This is a genomic window from Pseudomonas sp. RG1 (assembly GCF_025910115.1).
Lineage (GTDB): Bacteria > Pseudomonadota > Gammaproteobacteria > Pseudomonadales > Pseudomonadaceae > Aquipseudomonas > Aquipseudomonas atacamensis.
In genome coordinates this window covers 185,676-206,602 of record NZ_JAPCIK010000002.1, presented here as the reverse complement: position 1 = coordinate 206,602, position 20,927 = coordinate 185,676, and the positions used below count along the sequence as shown (strand labels likewise).

The window sequence follows — 20,927 nt, the reverse complement described above, 5'->3', positions numbered from 1 at the left end:
TTCGAATCATCACAGAGAACTTATGGACAGGTTTGATTTGCCGGACAAGCGCTGGCGGATAGTCAAGGACTGGATTATGCGCCAGATCGACAGCGGTGACCTGGCGGCCGAAGCGAAACTGCCGTCAATCCGCGTTCTGGCGCGGATGTTCGAGACCAGCATCACCACGGTGCAGCGGGCGCTGGCCGACCTCGAGGCCGAGGCCTACGTCACGACGGTGCCGCGCGTCGGCTACTTCGTCTCGGCGTCAGGGCGGGCAAAACCATCCGGCGCTTTCGATTTCTCCAGTGTCACCGTCAACGTCAATCATGCGGTGGTCGCGATGCTCTCCGAAGCAGCGTCGCGCACCACTGCATCGCTGAATTCGGCGGTTCTGCACAGCGATCTCACGCCCAACGTGTTGCTCAACAAATGCCTCTCGGTGCTGGCCGCCAGGACTGACAACGCGCTGAGCGGTCTGGTCGCGCCACCCGGCCTGCCGGCGCTGCGACGGCGCATCGCCGGGCTGATGCTGACTCGCGGTGTAGTCTGCGGGCCGGACGATATTCTGGTGACGTCGGGCGACACCATCGCTCTGGAACTGGCCCTGGAAGCCGTCGCGTCGAAAGGCGCTACAGTCGCCATCGAAACCCCGACCTATTACGGCATCCTGCAGACCATCGAACGCCTGGGCATGCGCGCCTTGCCGATCCGCACCCACGGCCGCACGGGCTTGGATGTCGATCATCTGGAGGAAGCGCTGAAACAGAAAAAAGTCGCGGTGATTTTTCTCAATCCGACGCTGCAGAATCCGCGTGGCTTCATCATGCCCGACGAAGCGCGCGCGCGACTTTCAAGGATCGCCCGGGAAGCGGATGTGCCGATCATCGAAGACGACATCTTCTTCGACCTGGTGCCCGAAGCTGATCGACCGCGCGCCCTCAAGAGCTACGACAGCAGCGGCCAGACGATTTACTGCTCGTCCTTTTCGAAAACCATCGCGCCGGGTTATCGCGTCGGCTGGTGTCTGGCCGGCAAATACCGCAATGCCATCCTCGCGCAGATGTTTTCGCGCAACCTGGCCGTTTCCAGCCTGGCGCAAAATGTTCTCAATGAATTCATCGGCCGTGGCTACATGGACGAGCACTGCGCCAGATTGAGGTCGCAACTCTCTTCGCTGGCGAGTTTTGTCGAAGCGCTGGTGCGCACGGATTTCCCGATCGGCACCCTCTACGTCCCACCGCGCGGCGGCTTCATCCACTGGATCGAAATGCCGGCACACACCGACATGCCGACGCTGCAGCAATTGGCCACGGAGCGTGGTTGCCACGTGGCTGGCAGCGGCATCTTTTTCGCCGACGGCCAGGCTTCCACAGGCGTGCGCATCTGCCTCGGCACTGCGCTGACGCCGGCGGTGATCGGCATTCTCAAGGTGATCGCTGAATGCGCCCATCTTGCCGCACGCCCGACGAGCCTGCGGCAGATGCCGACTGATCACCTGCAAGAGCTGGCAGTTACCTGACCGGCTTGCGCGAGCCCTGCTTATGAATCAGAAAAGAACCCGTATTCGCTTGCCGCATCCTCCGCCGTATCGCCCGAGCCGCTGGACATTCTGGCTGACGGTGCTCGCGGGAGTGCTGATCGCCTTTGCCGTGTGTCTGTCGATCTACATGCTTATCGAGAGCTGGGTCAGCGGTTCCATCACCACCAACAATCGCGGACCGCGCAGCACCTACACCTTGGCACTGCAACCTCGGCGATACTGGTTCGAGTTCGTCTGGCAGAGCTTCTGGACCGCGTTCATGTTGGCCATCGGTGTGTTCGGGCTGTGGATTTATCGCAAAGGGCGGGTGCGTGAGCAGAGGCCGAAGGGCAAGCGCTCGCGATGATGCAACTGGGGCGCTTTTCTGAAGCAGCCTCTTACCTGCCTGTTCCTTTCATTCCAGCGCAACACCAGATCGCTCACCGCAGCGCCGCCAACTCTGCGGCGATTGACTGGGCAAAAAGTACGAAATGGACTACGGACATTTACCCTGTTACGCGCCTTCCGGTGGCAATGTCCTGCAACGCCTGTCCCGCCCTTCCTTCCGAACTCGCAGGTTCGCCCGACATACCTGCGCCGCCTTCCCCGGCATGCTTGCGTCTCTGTTTCCAGAATGCGGAAGACCCGATGAGCCAGCTCAAACCTGCTGATACACAAGACCATAAAATCGATTCACTGCTGGGCGAACTGGGCGAGCTGATTCGCCAGGCGCGGCAAAAAGTGCTACGCGCGGTCGATACGATTCAGGTGCAGACCTGTTGGCAAATCGGCCGGCATATCGTCGATTTCGAACAGAAAGGCGCTCAGCGTGCCGGTTATGGCCAGCAGTTGCTCGCGCTGCTGGCGAAGGATCTAACGGGGCAATTCGGGAAGGGATTTGATGAGCGCAATCTGCGATATATGCGTAGCTTTTATCAGTCTTTTCCAATTTGGAACGCAGTGCGTTCCGAATTGAGCTGGACCCATTACCGCCGCCTGCTACGCGTCGAGAACGAGAAAGCGCGCCTGTGGTACATGAACGAATGCGCCGACCTCAACTGGTCAAGCCGCGCCCTCGATCGTCAGATCCTGACGCTCTACTACGAGCGCCTGCTGATGAGTCCGGACAAAGCCGAGGTGGTCGAGGAAGCCACGACCAACATCGACGCGATGAAATGCAATCCGCGGGAATTCATTCGCGATCCGGTCATGCTCGAATTCCTCGGCCTGCCCTCGGCAGGCAAAGTCAGGGAAAGCGGACTCGAACAAGCACTCATCGACCACTTGCAAAGCTTTCTGCTTGAACTTGGCAAAGGCTTTTCCTTTGTCGCCCGCCAACAACGCATCAGCACTGACGGCGTCGACCTCTATATCGATCTGGTGTTCTACAACTACCTGCTCAAGTGCTTCGTGATCATCGACCTGAAACGCGGCAAGCTCAGCGCCCGCGATGTCGGGCAGATGGACATGTATGTGCGCATGTACGACGAGCTCAAGCGCAGCGAAGGTGACAAGCCAACCGTCGGTATCATTCTGAGCGCGGAAAGCAATGACTCGGTGGCGCGCTATTCCATGCTCAAAGGCAATGAGCAACTGTTCGCCAGCAGCTACAAGACGATACTGCCGAGCGAAGAAGAGTTACGTGCTGAACTCAACCGCGAACAGGCATTGATCGAAGAACGCATGCTCATTCAATCCAGTGAACGAACCGGCCGGATTGTTCTTGATCAGCGCGGCGACTATGGTTGGCACCTAACCGCCGAGGTCAAGCGCCATGGGCAGCAAGCCCCCATTCGAGTTGGAAGACGCAGAGTTGAGCCAACCAGTTTTGACTGCATCTGAAGGCACGTCCTTCAAGGAAACTGCCGACGACGGCTACGCACTCGGCGGCTTCACCTGGCGCCACAGTTCGCCCGATCCTCAGCGCCCGGTGGTCATCATCAACGCCGCCACCTCGGTGCGCTGTCGGCACTATTCACGGTTCGCGGCCTACCTGTTCAGCCATGGCTGCGATGTGATGACCTACGATTACCGGGGCATTGGCGAATCACGCAGCGAATCGATCAAAGGGCTGCGCGCTTCGTGGACTGACTGGGGCGCTCTGGATTTCGAAGCGATACTCAAACGCGCGCAGCGGGAGTTTCCCGGTCAGCCAATCGATGTGGTCGCCCATAGTTTCGGCGGTTGCGCGGCGGGCTTGGCGGAGTCGGGCAAAGTGATCCGACGGTTGGTAACCGTCGGTGCGCAGTTCGCTTATTGGCGCGATTACGCCCCTGAACAGCGCTGGCGGATGTTCGGCAAGTGGCATGTAGTCATGCCTTTGATGGCGCTGCTCTGCGGCTATTTCCCCGGCAAACGGCTAGGTTGGCTGGAGGACACGCCAACCGCCGTAGTCCGCGACTGGAGCACACCCACTGCACGGTTCGAGGATCGTCCAAGCGGTCGGGTGCTGATGAAAAAGGCGGGCGCCCTGCCCTTCGATGGCGTCCGCGCGCAGACCCTCGCCATCAGCCTCAGCGATGATCCTTACGGAACGATCCCGGCGATCGAACGCCTGCTCGGCTACTTCAGCAACGCGGCAAAAACCCATCTGCGCATTGCGCCGCAGGACATCGGCGAACGACAAGTCGGACATTTCGGCTTTTTTCGCAGCGCATACCAAGCCACACTATGGCCCATTGCTCTGACCTGGCTGCAGACCGGCGCACTGGCCGCCGATACACCCGGCCGACAAGTGCCACGCAGCTGAGCCCTCTCAACGCACGACGGAACACATCATGGCCTCCGCCAACAAGCAGCAAAAACGCGCCACCCGGGCCAAAGCCAAGGCCAAGCAGAACCGCACCAAGCGTGCCGAAGCGCCGGTCGAGCTCGACCCGAACGACGACCGCATCGATTTCGAATCGGTGGACCTGACCGAGCTGTTCAAGAAAATGATCGACGCCGAGAAGATCAGCCAGCAAGCCATGTGCACCGCGTTCCTTGAAGATCCGCTGCTGGAACTGGTCTATGAGCAGGAAGGTGAAGAAGGCGCGATGGATTTCATCCTCGCCGCGCTGATCGAGTATCGCCAGTGGTCGCAGGAAACCGACGAGGCTGGCGCACTGGCTTGGATCGAATCCCCGGCATTCCAGGCTGACTATGTAGCGGCATCCGACGCGATCGCCGCACAAACCCAACAGAAGAACTGAGCTCCCATGGCATCCCTGAACAAGCAACAGAAACGCGCCAAACGCGCCAAGGCCAAAGCCAAGCAGATCCGCATGGTCGGGCGCAAACCGCTGGATCAGGACGAAGATCTCGGCCACCTCGCCGAGCCGATCCCGGAATACACCCTGGCGATGTTCAGTAAAATGCGCGACGCCGAAGCCGTCAGCCGCAACGAAATGCTGCTGACCCTGCTGCGCGAACTGGCCTTCATCATCGTCGACCATCCTGAACTGCTCGACATGGAAAACGCCGACAACGAAGGCATGGCCGCCACCCACCTGGCCGCCGATATGCTCATCGACTACCGCATGTGGGCCGACGGCATGACCATCGAACAGGCCCAGGCCTGGCTGAGCGAGCCGCAGTTCATTACGGATTTCGGCGTGGCGCTGGATGCTTATGGCAAGTCGGTAGAGCCCCAGGAAGACAAGAGCGAATAAGCCCTTCTCAGAAACAAAAAACGGCCGCTAGTCATCCCTGACAGCGGCCGTTTTTGTTTGGATGACCTAGCTACTCTTTGTCCGGTGACGATGTATATCCCATTGACATATCCCAAGCACGATCTATCCTGAGCTAATCACAGGAACAGACCCGGGAGCTCGAATATGGAGCAGACCACAATTTTCATGAGCAACAGAAGTCAGGCAGTCCGACTGCCAAAGGCAGTTGCGATGCCCGCCGACGTTAAACGAGTGGAAGTCATCGCGATTGGCAGAACACGCGTCATTACGCCTGCTGGAGAAAGCTGGGATAGCTGGTTTGATGGCGACAGCGTCAGCCCTGATTTCATGGCTAACCGTGAGCAACCCACTGAACAGGAGCGCGAGTCGTTCTGATGATCAAGTACATGCTGGATACAAATATCTGCATCTTCACCATCAAGAACAAACCACAAATTGTCCGGGAAGCCTTCAATCGACATTCCGGGCAGTTGTGCATCAGCGCTATCACGCTTATGGAGCTTATTTACGGTGCTGAAAAGTCGGCGGCCCCGGAGAAAAATCTGGCAATTGTTGAAGGATTTGTCGCGCGACTGGATGTCTTGCCTTTCGATAACGACGCAGCCGCACAGGCCGGGATGGTTCGATCTGAACTCGCGAAGGCTGGAACGCCGATCGGGCCATACGACCAAATGATCGCTGGCCACGCACGCTCACTTGGACTCATTGTAGTGACGAACAACGTACGGGAGTTTCAACGCGTTTCCGGTTTGCGAATCGAGGACTGGGTTTAACCTGACTGGAAAGCTCAGAAACAAAAACGGCCGCTAGTCATCCCTGACAGCGGCCGTTTTTACATCACGCGTTACGACTCAGTTCAACGCCACCGCACCACGCTTCTCCAGCTTGCGACGGCGCGACACCAGCAGACCAGCCGCTACCACCATAAGGCTCAGCAGACCGGTGGCGAGGATTTCCACGCGGTGGGCTTCCTGGAACAGCATGATGGTCAGCGCGGCGACAATGAAGATGATCACCGCCCAGGTCAGACCCGGGAACAGCCACATGCTGAAGACGATTTTTTCGCCGCGCGCCATGCGCTGTTTGCGCATGCGCAGTTGCGAGAAGGCGATCACCAGGTACACCAGCAGGGCGATGGCGCCGGAGCTGGCCAGGAGGAACTCAAACACCGCTGCCGGAGCCACATAGTTGGCGAAGGTGCAGAGGAACGCAGCGCCGGTGGACAGCATCACCGCCCAGTAAGGCGTGCCGCTCTTGTTGGTGCGGGTCGACATGGCCGGGGCATCGCCGCGCTTGCCGAGGGAGAACAGCATGCGCGACGAGGTGTACAGCGCCGAGTTCAGGCAACTGGTCACCGCCACCAGTACGACGATGTCGACGATCATCTTCGCGTTGGGAATGCCCATGCGCTCAAGTACGGTCTGATAGGAGCCGAGGTTGGCCAGGGTAGGATCGTTCCACGGCACCAGCGCCACCACGATGAAAATCGAAACCAGATAGAACAGGCCGATCCGCCAGATTACCGAGTTGGTCGCCTTGGAGATCTGCTTGCCTGGGTCCTTCGATTCCGCCGCCGCGATGGTGACGATCTCGGTGCCCATGAACGAGAACATGGTGGTCAGGATCGCGCCCAGCACAGCGCCCATGCCGTTGGGCAAGAAGCCGCCACTGTCGAACAGATGCGACACACCGCTGACCTGACTGGTCGGCAGGAAGCCAAAAATCGCCGCCAGACCGAGGCCGATGAAGCCGATGATCGCCAGCACCTTGATCAGGGCGAACCAGAACTCGAACTCGCCGTAGTTCTTCACGCTGAACAGGTTGGTCACGGTCAGCAGCATGGTGATGACCAGCGCGAAAGCCCAGATGTCCACGCCCGGGAACCACGCATGCAGGATGGTCGCGGCGGCGTTGGCTTCCAGGGGAATCACCAGGACCCAGAACCACCAGTACAGCCAGCCGATGGTGAAACCGGCCCAGTGACCGATCGCGCGATCAGCGTAAGTCGAGAACGAACCGGTGTCCGGCGAAGCCACGGCCATTTCGCCGAGCATGCGCATCACCAACACCACCAACGTACCGGCGGCGGCGTAAGCCAGCAGCACGGCCGGGCCGGCGGCAGCAATGGCGTGGCCGGAGCCGACAAACAGACCGGCGCCGATCACACCGGCGATCGACAACATGGTCACATGACGCGGTTTGAGCCCCTGTTCGAGGCCTGTGGAGCTTGGGGTACTGCTCATAGAGACTACCTTTGCAAGAAAAGCGAGTGCGTCCGGCGCGTCTGAAAATTCTTTCTCGTAAAAAGAATCCAACGGCCTGTTCCTTATTCTGCACGCAATATTTGCGCCAAAATGTTTCAAGTCCTTGAGGGCCGGGGGCTCCGGCATCCGATGCAAGTCATTGACTTTAATGGCTATTCGCCAGAACGTTACCCGGCGACTCACTTTCAAGACGAATCCGCGCACCAGAAACACACAGAAAAAGTGTGCGACGCACAGAAAAAGGGCGAATAAGGAACGTTCGGCCGGATAGCGCTTCCAACACCCCGCCAAAGCTGGCAACATCGCGCCTTTTTTTACGCGGCACCCACGGGTTTGCATGATCAAACACCCGTTCGGTTGTTGATGGGGCGACAGTCTGCTGCGCCGATGCGACAACCCGCCACATGCCACCCGTTTACCGCTCGTAGCGCTGTTGGCTGCCATTGAAACGCTATGCTAGCTTGGCCGCCTCGCCAGGAAGGCCCGCCAACAGCAGGAGCGCAACATATATGAGGAACGCACATGGCTGAGGCCACGCCCGCGCTTGAAATCCGCAACTTGCACAAACGCTACGGACAGCTGGAGGTGCTCAAAGGCATCTCGCTGACCGCCCGCGACGGCGACGTGATCTCGATCCTCGGCTCTTCCGGTTCCGGCAAGTCCACGTTCCTGCGCTGCATCAACCTGTTGGAAAACCCGCATCAGGGCCAGATCCTCGTGGCCGGTGAAGAACTCAAGCTCAAGGCCGCGAAGAACGGCGAACTGGTCGCCGCCGACGGCAAACAGATCAATCGCCTGCGCTCGGAAATTGGTTTTGTATTTCAAAACTTTAATCTGTGGCCGCACATGAGCGTGCTCGACAACGTCATCGAGGCCCCGCGCCGCGTGCTCGGCCAGAGCAAGGCCGAGGCCATCGAAGTCGCCGAAGCGTTGCTGGCCAAGGTCGGCATCGCCGACAAGCGCCACGCCTATCCGGCGCAATTGTCCGGTGGCCAGCAGCAACGGGCAGCCATCGCCCGTACGCTGGCGATGCAGCCGAAGGTGATCCTGTTCGACGAACCCACCTCCGCGCTTGACCCGGAAATGGTTCAGGAAGTACTTAGTGTCATCCGCGCATTGGCCGAAGAAGGCCGCACCATGCTGCTCGTGACCCACGAAATGGGCTTCGCCCGCCAGGTCTCCAGCGAAGTGGTGTTCCTTCATCAGGGCCTTATAGAAGAGCAAGGATCGCCACAGCAGGTGTTCGACAACCCGCTTTCGGCGCGCTGCAAACAATTCATGTCCAGCAACCGCTAACGGAGCAACATGCATGCAGAATTTCAAAAAGGTCTTCCTGGCCGCCGCCGTCACCCTCGCGTTCAGCGCCGGTGCCATGGCTGAAACCCTGAAGATGGGCATCGAAGCGGCCTACCCGCCGTTCAACAATAAAGACGCCAGCGGCCAAGTGGTCGGCTTCGACAAGGAAATCGGCGACGCCCTGTGCGCGAAGATGAAAGCCGAATGCTCCGTCGTCACCTCTGATTGGGACGGCATCATTCCGGCGCTGAACGCGAAGAAATTCGACTTCCTGATTTCCTCGCTGTCGATCACCGAAGAGCGCAAAGCCGCGGTGGACTTTACCGACCCGTACTACTCGAACAAGCTGCAGTTCATCGCGCCGAAAAACGTCGACTTCAAGACCGACAAGGACTCGCTCAAGGGCAAGACCATCGGCACCCAGCGCGCAACGCTGGCCGGCACCTGGCTGGAAGACACCTACGGTGACGACATCAAGGTCAGCCTCTACGACACCCAGGAAAACGCCTACCTCGACCTGACCTCCGGTCGCGTCGACGCGATCCTTGCCGACAAGTACGCCAACTATGACTGGCTGAAAACCGACGCCGGCAATAACTACGAGTTCAAAGGTGATCCGGTCGTAGAAAGCGACAAGATCGGCATCGCTGTGCGCAAGGGCGACAACGAACTGCGCAACAAGCTGAACGCCGCGCTGAAGGAAATCGTCGCTGACGGTACCTACAAGAAAATCAACGACAAGTACTTCCCGTTCAGCATCTATTGATCTGACCTGTGGGACCGGCGCCGTGATCAAGCGGCGCCGGCTCCCGACTTTGCCTGCCGCAATTTGAACAGAAACCCATGATTATCGACCTCTACGGATTCGGCCCGGCGCTCGCCGCTGGTGCGCTGATGACCGTCCAACTGGCCCTCACCGCTCTGTGCCTGGGCCTGGTGCTCGGCCTGCTCGGCGCCTTGGCCAAGACTTCCCCATACAAGCCGCTGCAATGGCTTGGCGGCACTTATTCGACGCTGGTGCGCGGCGTCCCGGAATTGCTCTGGGTGCTGTTGATCTACTTCGGTACAGTCAACCTGATGCGCGCCCTCGGTGAGTACTTCGGCAATCCCGACCTGCAACTCAACGCCTTTGCCGCCGGTGTCATCGCGCTGGGCCTGTGTTTCGGCGCGTACGCCACGGAAGTGTTTCGCGGCGCTCTGCTGGCCATTCCCAAGGGTCACCGTGAGGCCGGCCAGGCCCTGGGCCTGTCGAAGTGGCGGATCTTCACCCGGCTGATCATGCCGCAGATGTGGCGCATCGCCCTGCCCGGCCTGGGCAATCTGTTCATGATCCTGATGAAGGACACCGCGCTGGTATCGGTCATCGGTCTGGAAGAAATCATGCGTCACGCGCAGATTGGCGTGACCGTGTCGAAACAACCGTTCACCTTCTATATGGTCGCGGCAATCATGTACCTCGGCCTGACGGTGCTGGCGATGACCGGCATGCACCTGCTGGAAAAACGCGCCGCTCGCGGCTTTGCGAGGAGCGCGCAATGAACTGGGAAGTCATCATCAAGTGGCTGCCAAAACTGGCACAGGGCGCGACCCTGACGCTGGAACTGGTCGCCATCGCGGTCATTGCCGGCCTGCTGCTCGCCATTCCGCTGGGCATCGCGCGCTCTTCGAAGCGCTGGTACGTGCGCTCGCTGCCTTACGCCTACATCTTCTTTTTCCGCGGCACGCCGCTGCTGGTGCAGCTGTTCCTGGTCTATTACGGTCTGGCGCAGTTCGACGCCGTGCGTGAAAGCGCTTTGTGGCCGTACCTGCGCGATCCGTTCTGGTGTGCAACGGTGACCATGACGCTGCATACGGCGGCGTACATCGCCGAAATCCTGCGTGGAGCCATTCAGGCAATTCCACCCGGTGAAATCGAAGCTGCGCGGGCCTTGGGTATGTCCAGGCCCAAAGCGATGTTCTATATCATCCTGCCCCGTGCCGCGCGCATCGGCCTGCCGGCCTACAGCAACGAGGTGATCCTGATGCTCAAGGCCAGCGCCCTGGCCAGCACCGTGACCCTGCTGGAACTGACCGGCATGGCCCGCACGATCATCGCCCGCACTTATCTGCCGGTGGAGATCTTCTTCGCCGCCGGCGTGTTCTATCTGGTCATGGCTTACGTGCTGGTACGCGGCTTCAAGCTGCTGGAACGCTGGCTGCGCGTCGATGCCTGCCAAGGCCGCTGATACTTCCCACGTGCTGACGGGCGAGGCCCTACTCGCCCGTTTCACGGCGCTGGATGCTTTTCTGATTGAGCATCAGGCGCTGTGGAAACCTCGACCGTTCACTCACCTACAACTTCCATGGGAAGCGTCCTACCCGGAGTTGTCTGCGTGGCTACGCGAGCGGTCGCTGGAAGATGCAGAACGCGCGCATAACCATCCTGCTGATCTTGTCGATGCGCCGGAGCCGTTCGCTTCATTGGCGAAGTTGTCGGCAGAGTTGAGTGCGGTCGGTGAGTTGCCGGGGCGTGCGCTTGAAGCTGCCGGACATCGCTTGAATGTCGATGTGCCCGGGCGCAAGTGGCAGCAGATCGAGGCGTTTGCCGGTCGCTTATCCTTTGCCTCGCAGCCGACGCATTGGCTGGACTGGTGCTCCGGCAAAGGGCATCTGGGACGGCGCCTGTTGGGTGCCGGGCAACAATTGACTTGCGTTGAATACGATCCGGTGCTGGTCGCCAGCGGTCAGGCACTGAGTCAGCGTCATCACTTGCAAGCCCTGCATGTCGAACAGGATGTACTCGCGGCAGACGCCCCGGCCGTATTGAACGCCGCCCACACCCCCATCGCCCTCCACGCGTGCGGTGATCTTCATGTGCGCTTGATGCAACTGGCCAGTGCCGCAGGTTGCCGGCAAATGGCGATCGCGCCCTGCTGCTACAACCGCACCAGTCGTCACGAATATCAGGCCTTGTCCTGCGCAGCATCGGCATCACTCCTACACCTGTCGCTGGAAGATCTGGCGTTGCCGATGAGCGAAACCGTCACCGCCGGTGCGCGCGTCCGACGTCAGCGCGACACCTCGATGGCTCGTCGCCTGGCTTTCGACCTGCTGCAACGGCAAGTGCGCGGCGTCGATGAATACCTGCCAACGCCCTCCCTGCCCAGCGCCTGGCTGGATAAACCGTTTGCGGACTATTGTCTCGATCTAGCAGCGCTGAAGGAGTTATCCACAGTCGGCTCGCCAGACTGGTCGACACTCGAAGCCGCCGGTTGGCAGCGGTTGGCCGAAGTGCGCAACCTGGAATTGCTTCGCGGATTGTTCCGCCGACCGCTGGAGCTCTGGCTGAATCTGGATCGGGCGCTTTTCCTCGCAGAACAGGGATACGTCGTACGCCTCGGCACCTTTTGCGATACCTCACTTACACCGCGTAACTTACTGCTGCTCGCCGAACGCGCTTAAAACGTTACAGCCTGTGGATAACTCTGTTGATGGATTTTCCGTGGATCCAATATCTGCGCATGTTTCGTCGCCTTAACAACACTGGTCATTTTTTGTTCACATAAATAAAAACCTGTAAAACAGGGATTTGCGAACAAGATGAGAATGGCTTCACAAAACCTCGCCCCAAGCAGTCCTAGCGCCCCTCAGTTGTGCATAAGCTGCCAACCAAAAGGACATAACCGACGAATATTGGGCTGGCCGAGTGAATAACTGCAGGGTCCCGAAAGCCCAGACTCAACCGTACGCCCTGCATAAATGCCTTACTGCGCTTGAGGTACAAAAGCTGCGCATTAATTTGCGCAGGGCCTGATTTTTCCGGAATGCAAAAATAGTCTGAATTCAGGGGTTTACAGGATCTACCCAATCGCTATAATCGTCGCCCACACGCCGGTATAGCTCAGTTGGTAGAGCAACTGACTTGTAATCAGTAGGTCCCGGGTTCGACTCCTGGTGCCGGCACCATACAAAACAAAGCCCCTGCAGAAATGCAGGGGCTTTGTTGTTTCTGGGTCAGCCAAGAAGTCAACTATGGGGATCAGGCAGGATACAAATCCCGCAACGCCTCAGGATGCTGACTTGCGACCCGCAAGAGAGTCTGCACTGCACCCGTCGGTTGCCTGCGCCCCTGCTCCCAATCCTGCAAAGTCCGCGCTTATGCCTCGCAGTATCTGCAGGAGTTAAGCAAGGCACTGGTTGATGATGTGGTGAAAGTAATGGATGCGCCACCAGACAAGGCATTGATGTAAACCGCCATTTGAAGCCCTCGTTGATGCGAGGGCTTTTTGCATTTCAGGCCTGCCGAAAACATGCCGGCCTTCCTCAAGCCCCTTGGTGCGCGGACATATCCGACTTCCCTCCTGCATCTATCCAGATAACCCGCCAGCCACTGGAGCGTTCTTTGCCAACCCATCGGCTGCCCAGCAGCCAAACGGGAACTAACGCCGAGCGCAACACTCACTTACAAAGCGCGGCGCTATAGAAGAGTCATCTCGCTTCATCACGTCAGCACAACGGACTGAATGCATGACATGGACCAAGAGACCATCGATGAACTCAACATCAGAAACGCCAAACGGCTCCGCACGTTCGCAAATCAGGGACTTTTCTGACTGTCGAAACATTGCTCAAGGCGCTGTATTCATTATCGCGTCGGGTAACTCCGCGAAGGACTTTCCCATTGAACAGTTTGCCGATATCCCGATGATCACGGTGAACGGCGCGATATCCATGTTCATGGGAACAGGCATCAAGCCGTTCTTCTACGCATGCACCGACACCAGTTTTTCGCTACAACAGCCTGACTTGTTTGCCTATGCGATGCGCACCAGTCAGCGAGTAGCTCTCTGGGCTCGCCAGGCCCAGGAACTGGCCGTTGAACCGACAGGTGATCTCTATCTTCTGAAGAAAGCGCCCAAACCAACCCTGACTGAATGGCTACTTCGCAACAACCAGGATCTGGTACGTAATCGAGCTGTTTGGGGTAGTCGAAACCGCAGTATCGGGTTCAGCAAAAACCTGACCCATGGTTTTTTTGATGCCCGCACAGTCTTGTATCTCGCACTCCAACTTGCCTATCACGCAGGCTTTTCAAAGGTGATTTTGGTGGGAGCGGATATGAACCAGTCGGCCGGGCGTTTTTACGAGACTGATGGAAGCTCTATCTCCCCGTGCGGGCTGGACCAGCATTTTCATTCCAGAATTCTTCCATCTCTGAAACTCATGTCCGACAAAGTCATCGACAGTAAATTTGCCGTGTACAACTTGTCGCCCTCTTCGCGAATTCCATCCAGCGTCATTCCCGTCACAACGCTCGACGAAGTCAAAGCGATAATTCAGACCTGACTGATCTCGAATACAAACGAAATTCTGCCCTCACTTGCGCTCCAGACATAGCGCAAATGCTTGCCCTGCTTCGGAATCGATACCGCCGGCGGCCGAAACGCCGCAACGCATTCATGCCCGGGCAACCGCACGCTGTTATAGAGCAAGCCCCACGACTCGGCGTCGCGCAGTTGTCGCGCGAACAGCTGTGATGGGCCATAGGCTTCAGGAACAGGCTGATGCAGATGATCAAAGCCATGGCGAATATCATGCAGCGGCCTGATCACCTGATTGAAGTAAGTACGCATGGTCAATTCGAGATCGGCTTCCCGGGTCGCCGCGAGAAAACGTTCCTGATGAAAACAGGTTTCGGCGATCGCCGCAGCCTGGCTGCTGGCGGCGTAGTAGACGCCGAAGGTGCCGTCACTGAAACGGCTGCGTTTGCCGACGTGAGTGAACGCGGCCATCACCGGGCTGGAACCGGGGCCGGACAGGCGATCTTCGGGACGTACGCGGGCAAGGACGCCGGCCTGTTCGACCAGCCGATCATTGGTTAGTGCTTCGATGGCGTAGGCAACTTCGAGGTCCTCGGGGTCGAGGACGTCTTCGAACAGTGCAATCGGCGGGAAGCTGCTGTTGACGATGCGATACGCCCGCGGCCATGGCACATCCACCGGCGCCGGCGCTTTCAACCGCGCACTCCGTCGAGGTAGCGGCGCACATCGGCGATATCGACCACCCGGCCTGCCAGCATGTAATCCAGGGCGGTTTTGCCATTGAACGGTGCCGCCGTGTTGGGGCTGCTGACCCAATCGTAGGCGCGCTCGCGGCTATTGCTGAAGATGATGCTCAGCGCCTTGTGAATGCCCATCAGATAAGAGATGCGCTCGAGGGTGTCATGGGGCAGGCGGCTTTTTGGCAGGTGTTTGTATTTATAGAACGTGGTGTTACCGACTCCTCCGAGCAGGGTGCGTTGTTGCTCGGCGTTGCAGCCCCAGTGCTCCATGAGGTTGAAGAAGAACTTCAACGCAACGCGCCCGGCTTCGGGGGCGTCGAGTTGTTCGCGTGGGTTTAACGCAGTAGATGAAGTTGGCATTTGGCCGCCTCCAGAGAAATCATCATGCCTTGAGGTTAGTACATATCTGTACATTTACTCAAAATTAATACACTGATGAACAACCGTGCAGACTGAAAAATCCATACTGCTTGCACACATTTTTTGATCTCCATCACCCCCATCCCAGCAAAAATCCCGATCCTCTGTCAGCCTCCAGCCATCGGCGGGGAAATCAATTCGCTACTAAATCCGCGACAACTATGCTCAGGTGCAGGAATATAGCCGGCATATGGCGCCGTTTCGGTCGTTTCGTAAACAACAATACCCAGCCCACTTCAGAGGGCATTACCCATGGATAGCAGGACCTTACGCAACCTCATGCGCATCGTGCAGACCGGCTCGTTGTCGGCCGCAGCCGAGCATTCGTGCCTGACCGTGCAGGCGTTGGCCGCACAGTTGAACAAGGTCGAAGAGCAGTTCGGTTTCCGCTTGTTTCGCCGTTCCAACAAGGGCCTGACGCTGACGCCGCAAGGCACGGAGCTCACGCCTTACATCGACAAAGTGTTGATCGCCACGCGACAGATGGAAGAAAAGGTCGAAGCGCTGAAGGTACCCGGGCAGCGAACATTGAAGGTGGCGTTGAACAACACCCTGTCGCCTGATTTCAACCGGCGCATGATCGGACGCCTGATCGAGGTGTTTCCCGATTATCAGATGGAGTTCAGCTACGCCGAGTCGATGGAAAACCTCAGCAAGCTGAAGAACGAAGATTTCGACCTTGCCGTGCTGATCGGCCCGCAGCGGCCGGGGCTGCCGAGCATCGTCCTGCCGGATGTGCAGGTGCAGGTGGTCGGTGCGCATTGCGGTCAGGAAAACGATCCGCTGACCTTGCTGGGCAACAAGTTTCAGGTGCGTCCTGCGGAAGATTGTCCGTATTCCCACAGTTTTCTGCGCTTTCTCGACGCCGGACTGGGCAATCACGAGAACGGCCAGCGCATGGTCTATTCCTGCAGCGAAACCCTGACGCTGTCGTTGATCACGCAGATGGATGCGGTCGGCATGGTCTCGCGTGAAGCGGCGCAGAAGAACGGTCTGACGATTTTTCCCGGTTTCGAGGATTTCCTCGAAGTGCGCCTGGCGGTAAACAATCCGGAGCTGTCGCACCAGGCGCTGAACGACGTCGTTGATCTGCCCCTACATGAACGAGCCGAGCGCAATGTACGCAGCCGTCCCCACCGCCACACTGAGAAAGAGGTTTTTGCTGAAATACGCACATAGCAACGTCGGAATCGCAGCATAGAATTCCGGGCGATCGAGCTGGATCTGCCGGTCCTTGATCAACAAGGGCGTGAGGCTGATCGCAGCGACGATCGCCACCGGCAGATATTCCAGCGCCCGCGCCACGAAGGGCGGCCAGTGGTCGGTGTTGATCTGCAGCGGCAAGGCGCGCGGCAGGAAGGTCACCGCCATCATCAGCACCACCACCAGAATCAGGAACGTTTGGTCAGGCATACACCCACTCCGCAGCCCACAAACGTGGCGATAAATACGTTGAAGGGCGAACTGCCGATCAGGCTCAGCGCGCCCATGCAGACCACGGCAGCAGCGGCCGCAATCAATTTGTTACGCGTGTTGCACAGCGAGACCAGCACGTAGAGCATCATCGCCGTCAGCGCGTAATCGAGCTGATATTTGATCAAGTGCGCCGCGTACTGCGCGCAGACCGCACCGAGCAAACCGCCGAGCACCCACGAGGTGTGGCAGAACAGATTGAAACCGATCAGGTAACGCACGTTGACCGGTGCGCCCGTGCCGAGCTTGACGCTATGAAAGGCGAAGGATTCATCCGTCAGGCCACCGGCGTAAGCCCAACGCTCCATGCGGCTCAAGCCCAATGCACGCAGGGCTTTGGCCATGTACACCGACATCAGCATGTGCCGCGCATTGATCAGAAACGTGGTCAGCACAATGGTGGTCAGCGATGCGCCGCTGGAGATCAGCGCCAGCGCGGCGAATTGCGAAGCGCCGGCATAGACAAACAAGCACATCGCCACCGGCAGCCACATCGGCAGGCCGGCGTTGACCGCCATCAGCCCGAAGACAAACGACACGGTGAAATACCCGGCGACCACCGGGCTGGCTTCGGCAAACGTGCGCGACGGCTGATGAGTCGCCATCAGCGGCGCGCTGCCGGACCTTTCATTCATAGATCCCTCTCAAATGTTCGTTCGCCGTGAGGCTCGCAAAAACCCTGGGCGGTCCAGAATCGCTTGCCCGCGAGGTTAGCATCGTCGACGAACAGAAACATCCGCAGCACCCCGACCCGTTTCATGTCGGACGACGCTGCTTCGACCAAACGCTGGCCCACGCCCTGGCTGCGGTAACGCGGGCTCACGGCCAGATGGTTGATCGTGCCGCGACTGCCGAGCATGCCGCCGAGCACCGCGCCGACGATCTCGCCAGCCACATCGAACGCCAGATACGCCGTGGTGGTTTTCTGGATCAACACGCCGCGCAGGCATTTGGCGTCCTGCCATTCGCAGAACGACACTTCGTCGAACTGGCGGAAGAAGCGCTCCATGCGTTGCGCATCCTTGGCGGTGGCGCGGCGCAGCACCACTGGCGTCGAGCACTCGACGCCGTCGATTAGGGTGATCTGATTAGCGAACAATGTCGAAAGCGGTCCCGGGCCGCGAGAAGGAAATCGCCAGAATCTGCCGGTACGCCATGGCATGGGTGTGGGTGTTGCGCGCCGGGGTCACGTAATGGCGCATGTCGCGGTCGAGGAAGTAGGTGGTATCGAGAATTTCCTCGTAGGTGGTCGCCGCCAGCTGTTGCTGATGAATGTCATACAAACGACTCTCTGCGCCCTCGACGTTATTGCGCCCCCAGAAGTGCACGCCGCTGAACGGATAGCCGTCGCAGTGAATGCCTTCAGGGGTGATTTCCAGCTGTTTGCCGGGTTTGATCTCGATGCGGATCTGATGGATCTGGCACTGCCAGATTTCATCGTGCAACTCTTCTGGCAGCACACTTTTGTACACTTCGAAATCGGTGTCGATCAGGCTGCGCATCACTGGCGAAGAGATCACTTCCTCGGAAAAGTCCTGGAAGTGGCGCACCACGCCGCCGACGTAAGCGTTGTTCTCTTTCGATTGCACATAGGCGCGATGCTCAAGTTGCTTGAGCTCGCGGGTTTTCGGGTTGTATTCAAAGTCGCTGTAACGACGGTAACGCATGCCGGCTTCGGCCTGACCGTAGTAGCTGTCAGGCTCCATGTTTTCCCAACTTTTGGTCAGTCTGACGAAGTCGGCAAAATGACCGTAGAGATTGAAGTCACCACCCTGGACGTTGACAAACTTGTCGCGCCGTAGCGATTCGCCCACTTCTCTGTTCAAAACGATCATTACCAAATTCTCCGCTGCGTTGAACGCCCTAATCTATTGGGTGGAGAATTTGCGTCCATGAGAAAGAATTTCAGGCATTTGAAGCACTGCTTGAAACGGAATCTGCAGCGCTTGAAAAACGACTTTTACATGACAAAAACACCGGTTATTTGCGGTTTGCGCTGAAAAACCGCCGAAAAAAAACCCCGAACGAATCGGGGTTTTCTCATTTTTCTTACAGCGGATCGATCATCAGAAGATGTTGATCGGATAGTCCACGAATACACGCAGCTCGTTACCGCTGACGTTGTACTCGCTGGATTTCTGCGACACGCGCAGGATCGAACTGCGCAACTTCACGCTCAGGTCTTTGGCCGGGCCACTTTGCACGACGTACTTGAACTGGTTGAAGATCTCGCGCTCGGTGCCGCCTTCGCTGGTGGACGTGGTGATGTTGTCGCCGCGCACGTAAGCGAAGTTGTAGCTCAGACCCGGAACGCCGAACGAACCAAAGTCCAGGCCATAACCCAGCTGCCAGCTGCGTTCGTCTTCGGCGTTGAAGTCAGACCAGTAGGAGTTGGCCAGGTAGATGGAGTTACCACCGTCGCCGACACGACCCTGGTCTTTCTGGTAGCCGCCATAGGCGTAGCCCAGGTTGCTGTCGCCAGTGGAACGCTGATGCGCCACGGTGAACGAGTGCGGGCCGGTGGCGAAAGTGGCTGCCAGGCTCCAGATCTTGTTGTCGCGACCAGTGACGATGCTTTCGCCCGGCACGGTGTTTTCGCGTACGTACGAGCTGTCCAGCTTGGTGCGATAGCCGTTGAAATCCAGGGTCAGGGACTGATCCTTGTTGAACGGAATCACATAGTTGGCATTCACGTACTGTTTCTTCAAGACGTCTTCAACGTCGGACGCATACAGCGCGCCTTTGAAGTGTTCGGTGAACTGATAGCTGCCGCCCAACACGTTGATCGACTTCAGACCGCCGCTGTCGCGGCCTTCATCGCTCTTGCGCGATTCGGCGGTGAAACGGCCGGCGTTCAATTCCAGGCCTTGGATTTCACGGGAAGTGATCAACGTACCGGTATAGCTTTCCGGCAGCAGACGCACGTTGTCGTAGCTCAGCACCGGCAGGGCCGGCATCTGGTCGCCATAGGTCAACACGGTGTTGGAAACACGGAATTTGACCGCTGCGCCGCCCTTGGCGATGTCGTGGTTCGCACGACCGTCATTTTCCTGTTTGAAGAAGTCGATGCCGCCGGCGCCGCTACGGCCCTTGCCGCCGTCCAGGCGCAATGCGTACAGACCGAAAGCGTCGACGCCGACACCGACGGTGCCTTGAGTGAAGCCCGACGAGAACGTACCGATGGCCGCTTGGCCCCATTCGGCCTTGTCCTTGTTACCGTCTTTGTAATCACGATTGATGTAGGCGTTGCGCAACAGTACTTTCAGGCTGCTGTCTTCAACGAAACCCTTGGATTCGGCCTGGTCGTTAGCCATGGCCTGTGTAGCACTCAACATCCCCAGTGCGATCAGACTGATTCGCTTGTTCAACATTTTGTTTTCCTTATTACGGGTTGAAACGCGCTGTGTCGAACGGCTGAAACGGCGCTTTCTGCACTCTTGTATTCACCCCGAAACAAAAAAGCCCGCCGACGTTAACGTCATGGCGGGCCTGCTCCTTATTTTGAGTCATGGCGGTTAGCCACAGGCGTTGGGCCGAATCGTAGCCGCGCCCTGAACTGTGTGTCAATTTCAAGAATCGTCTTTAAATAGGCGAAAAACGTCTAAGAAACGTAATTTTTTTGCTGGGCGGTTGCAGAAAAAACGGATTAAACAGGGAGTTTGAACTGTGGGAGCGAGCCTGCTCGCGAAGCGCTGGATCAGTCAACAAAGTCATTGGCAGGGCTGACGTCTTCGCGAGCAGGCTCGCTCCTACTTTTGAATACCTGTGGATAAAAATCAGGCGAAAAAAAGCGCCGCCATCCCGGCAGCGCTTTTACCAATCCCTGTTGTTCCTATCCTTCCATCACATCCCACAAGGCTTCCAGCTCGGCCTCGCTGAACAGGCCAGCGGGGTAACGCTCGATCATCATCCGGCGCGGATCAGGTTGTCTGATCTGACGCGTTCCATTGGACTTCAACCAGTGCGCGACAAGCTGGAGCGATTCGCCGTTGACGGCCATGGGATGCACAGTCCGCTCGCTGATTACGTTCACTTCGGCGTTCATTTCAGCGCTCTCTCCCCGTTCGTGAGCGGCTACGTTATCCAAGGTTTGTGACAGAACTGTTGAAGTTCCCCTCCCTCCCTAGTGCATCAGGAGCAATACAAGAGCTATGCCAAGGCGACTCGAATGTCGACCGGCGGATACAAACAAGCCCGCGGTCCTGACGGGCCGAGGGCTTGCTTTGATACTGAGCGAGCTAATCATTGCCTGGCTGATTTGT

Annotated in this window: 24 protein-coding genes, 1 tRNA gene and 2 pseudogenes; 17 read left to right on the top strand and 10 right to left on the bottom strand. The window is 58.2% G+C overall.

Annotated features, from left to right (window positions below; all coding sequences use genetic code 11):
• Positions 1-22: 22 nt before the first annotated feature.
• The 8 genes and pseudogenes from OK411_RS02640 (at position 23) to vapC (ending at position 5,945) form a co-directional block, all read left to right on the top strand.
• Positions 23-1,501 (top strand): PLP-dependent aminotransferase family protein, encoded by a 1,479-nt coding sequence (locus tag OK411_RS02640; RefSeq protein WP_264364371.1) that lies wholly within the window; start codon positions 23-25, stop codon positions 1,499-1,501.
• A 22-nt stretch (positions 1,502-1,523) separates the two neighbouring features.
• Positions 1,524-1,868 carry a hypothetical protein gene (locus tag OK411_RS02635; RefSeq protein WP_110602162.1) on the top strand — a complete coding sequence of 115 codons (345 nt, stop codon included), beginning with the start codon at positions 1,524-1,526 and terminating at the stop codon, positions 1,866-1,868.
• 281 nt (positions 1,869-2,149) lie between these two features.
• Positions 2,150-3,199, top strand: a pseudogene (locus OK411_RS02630) (PDDEXK nuclease domain-containing protein); the annotation flags it as partial.
• A 130-nt stretch (positions 3,200-3,329) separates the two neighbouring features.
• Entirely contained in the window at positions 3,330-4,250 is a 921-nt protein-coding gene (locus OK411_RS02625; protein WP_413694486.1) for an alpha/beta fold hydrolase, read from the top strand.
• Positions 4,251-4,278: 28 nt separating this feature from the next.
• Positions 4,279-4,692 carry a hypothetical protein gene (locus OK411_RS02620; protein WP_016772137.1) on the top strand — a complete coding sequence of 138 codons (414 nt, stop codon included), beginning with the start codon at positions 4,279-4,281 and terminating at the stop codon, positions 4,690-4,692.
• Between the two features lie 6 nt (positions 4,693-4,698).
• Positions 4,699-5,151 carry a hypothetical protein gene (locus OK411_RS02615; RefSeq protein WP_016772138.1) on the top strand — a complete coding sequence of 151 codons (453 nt, stop codon included), beginning with the start codon at positions 4,699-4,701 and terminating at the stop codon, positions 5,149-5,151.
• Between the two features lie 165 nt (positions 5,152-5,316).
• Positions 5,317-5,547: a type II toxin-antitoxin system VapB family antitoxin gene (gene vapB, locus OK411_RS02610; RefSeq protein WP_076565118.1), complete on the top strand. Its 231-nt coding sequence runs from the start codon at positions 5,317-5,319 to the stop codon at positions 5,545-5,547.
• Positions 5,547-5,945, top strand: coding sequence for a type II toxin-antitoxin system tRNA(fMet)-specific endonuclease VapC (gene vapC / locus OK411_RS02605; RefSeq protein WP_016772140.1), 399 nt, complete (start codon positions 5,547-5,549; stop codon positions 5,943-5,945). The genes vapB and vapC overlap by 1 nt, the downstream gene beginning before the upstream one ends.
• Before the next feature lie 78 nt (positions 5,946-6,023).
• Here vapC and gabP read toward each other — a convergent pair whose 3' ends face one another.
• Positions 6,024-7,415 (bottom strand): GABA permease, encoded by a 1,392-nt coding sequence (gabP, locus tag OK411_RS02600; protein ID WP_125917402.1) that lies wholly within the window; start codon positions 7,413-7,415, stop codon positions 6,024-6,026.
• Positions 7,416-7,958: 543 nt separating this feature from the next.
• Between gabP and OK411_RS02595 the strand changes: the two genes are divergently transcribed.
• From OK411_RS02595 to OK411_RS02570, 6 genes are all read left to right on the top strand, one after another.
• Positions 7,959-8,732, top strand: a complete 774-nt coding sequence (locus OK411_RS02595; protein WP_024011209.1) for an ABC transporter ATP-binding protein — start codon at positions 7,959-7,961, stop codon at positions 8,730-8,732.
• A gap of 13 nt (positions 8,733-8,745) precedes the next feature.
• Complete coding sequence (locus tag OK411_RS02590) at positions 8,746-9,498, top strand: ABC transporter substrate-binding protein (protein ID WP_264364369.1); 753 nt, start codon at positions 8,746-8,748, stop codon at positions 9,496-9,498.
• Positions 9,499-9,575: 77 nt separating this feature from the next.
• Positions 9,576-10,271 carry an ABC transporter permease gene (locus OK411_RS02585; protein WP_016772144.1) on the top strand — a complete coding sequence of 232 codons (696 nt, stop codon included), beginning with the start codon at positions 9,576-9,578 and terminating at the stop codon, positions 10,269-10,271.
• Positions 10,268-10,957: an ABC transporter permease gene (locus OK411_RS02580; RefSeq protein ID WP_016772145.1), complete on the top strand. Its 690-nt coding sequence runs from the start codon at positions 10,268-10,270 to the stop codon at positions 10,955-10,957. The genes OK411_RS02585 and OK411_RS02580 overlap by 4 nt, the downstream gene beginning before the upstream one ends.
• Positions 10,938-12,173, top strand: coding sequence for a methyltransferase (locus OK411_RS02575; protein WP_136492430.1), 1,236 nt, complete (start codon positions 10,938-10,940; stop codon positions 12,171-12,173). Before OK411_RS02580 ends, OK411_RS02575 begins: the two co-directional genes overlap by 20 nt.
• A 428-nt stretch (positions 12,174-12,601) precedes the next feature.
• A tRNA-Thr gene (locus OK411_RS02570) sits at positions 12,602-12,677 on the top strand.
• A 73-nt stretch (positions 12,678-12,750) separates the two neighbouring features.
• Here the strand turns inward: OK411_RS02570 and OK411_RS02565 are convergent.
• A pseudogene (locus OK411_RS02565) lies at positions 12,751-12,864 on the bottom strand (helix-turn-helix domain-containing protein); the annotation flags it as partial.
• Here OK411_RS02565 and OK411_RS27025 point away from each other — a divergent pair.
• Positions 12,833-12,961: a DUF3077 domain-containing protein gene (locus OK411_RS27025; RefSeq protein ID WP_125917576.1), complete on the top strand. Its 129-nt coding sequence runs from the start codon at positions 12,833-12,835 to the stop codon at positions 12,959-12,961. The pseudogene OK411_RS02565 and the gene OK411_RS27025 sit on opposite strands and share 32 nt — an antisense overlap.
• 301 nt (positions 12,962-13,262) lie before the next feature.
• Entirely contained in the window at positions 13,263-14,057 is a 795-nt protein-coding gene (locus tag OK411_RS02555) for a lipopolysaccharide biosynthesis protein (RefSeq protein WP_413694490.1), read from the top strand.
• Here OK411_RS02555 and OK411_RS02550 read toward each other — a convergent pair.
• Both OK411_RS02550 and OK411_RS02545 read right to left on the bottom strand, forming a co-directional pair.
• Positions 14,048-14,728, bottom strand: coding sequence for an RES family NAD+ phosphorylase (locus OK411_RS02550; protein ID WP_136492432.1), 681 nt, complete (start codon positions 14,726-14,728; stop codon positions 14,048-14,050). The genes OK411_RS02555 and OK411_RS02550 overlap by 10 nt on opposite strands.
• Positions 14,725-15,132, bottom strand: coding sequence for an MbcA/ParS/Xre antitoxin family protein (locus tag OK411_RS02545; RefSeq protein ID WP_264364367.1), 408 nt, complete (start codon positions 15,130-15,132; stop codon positions 14,725-14,727). The genes OK411_RS02550 and OK411_RS02545 overlap by 4 nt, the downstream gene beginning before the upstream one ends.
• 312 nt (positions 15,133-15,444) lie before the next feature.
• Between OK411_RS02545 and OK411_RS02540 the strand changes: the two genes are divergently transcribed.
• Positions 15,445-16,371 carry a LysR family transcriptional regulator gene (locus OK411_RS02540; RefSeq protein ID WP_016772151.1) on the top strand — a complete coding sequence of 309 codons (927 nt, stop codon included), beginning with the start codon at positions 15,445-15,447 and terminating at the stop codon, positions 16,369-16,371.
• Here the strand turns inward: OK411_RS02540 and OK411_RS02535 are convergent.
• The 6 genes from OK411_RS02535 to OK411_RS02510 form a co-directional block, all read right to left on the bottom strand.
• Positions 16,288-16,605: an AzlD domain-containing protein gene (locus OK411_RS02535; protein WP_041477503.1), complete on the bottom strand. Its 318-nt coding sequence runs from the start codon at positions 16,603-16,605 to the stop codon at positions 16,288-16,290. The two genes, OK411_RS02540 and OK411_RS02535, sit on opposite strands and share 84 nt — an antisense overlap.
• Positions 16,584-17,300, bottom strand: a complete 717-nt coding sequence (locus OK411_RS02530; RefSeq protein ID WP_016772152.1) for an AzlC family ABC transporter permease — start codon at positions 17,298-17,300, stop codon at positions 16,584-16,586. The genes OK411_RS02535 and OK411_RS02530 overlap by 22 nt, the downstream gene beginning before the upstream one ends.
• Positions 17,297-17,674, bottom strand: a complete 378-nt coding sequence (locus tag OK411_RS02525; RefSeq protein ID WP_008080517.1) for a GNAT family N-acetyltransferase — start codon at positions 17,672-17,674, stop codon at positions 17,297-17,299. The genes OK411_RS02530 and OK411_RS02525 overlap by 4 nt, the downstream gene beginning before the upstream one ends.
• Positions 17,675-17,753: 79 nt before the next feature.
• Positions 17,754-18,500 (bottom strand): 2OG-Fe dioxygenase family protein, encoded by a 747-nt coding sequence (locus tag OK411_RS02520; protein ID WP_016772154.1) that lies wholly within the window; start codon positions 18,498-18,500, stop codon positions 17,754-17,756.
• A gap of 231 nt (positions 18,501-18,731) precedes the next feature.
• Entirely contained in the window at positions 18,732-20,036 is a 1,305-nt protein-coding gene (locus OK411_RS02515; RefSeq protein ID WP_056787155.1) for an OprD family porin, read from the bottom strand.
• A 461-nt stretch (positions 20,037-20,497) separates the two neighbouring features.
• Complete coding sequence (locus tag OK411_RS02510) at positions 20,498-20,710, bottom strand: hypothetical protein (protein ID WP_016772156.1); 213 nt, start codon at positions 20,708-20,710, stop codon at positions 20,498-20,500.
• Positions 20,711-20,927 lie beyond the last annotated feature (217 nt).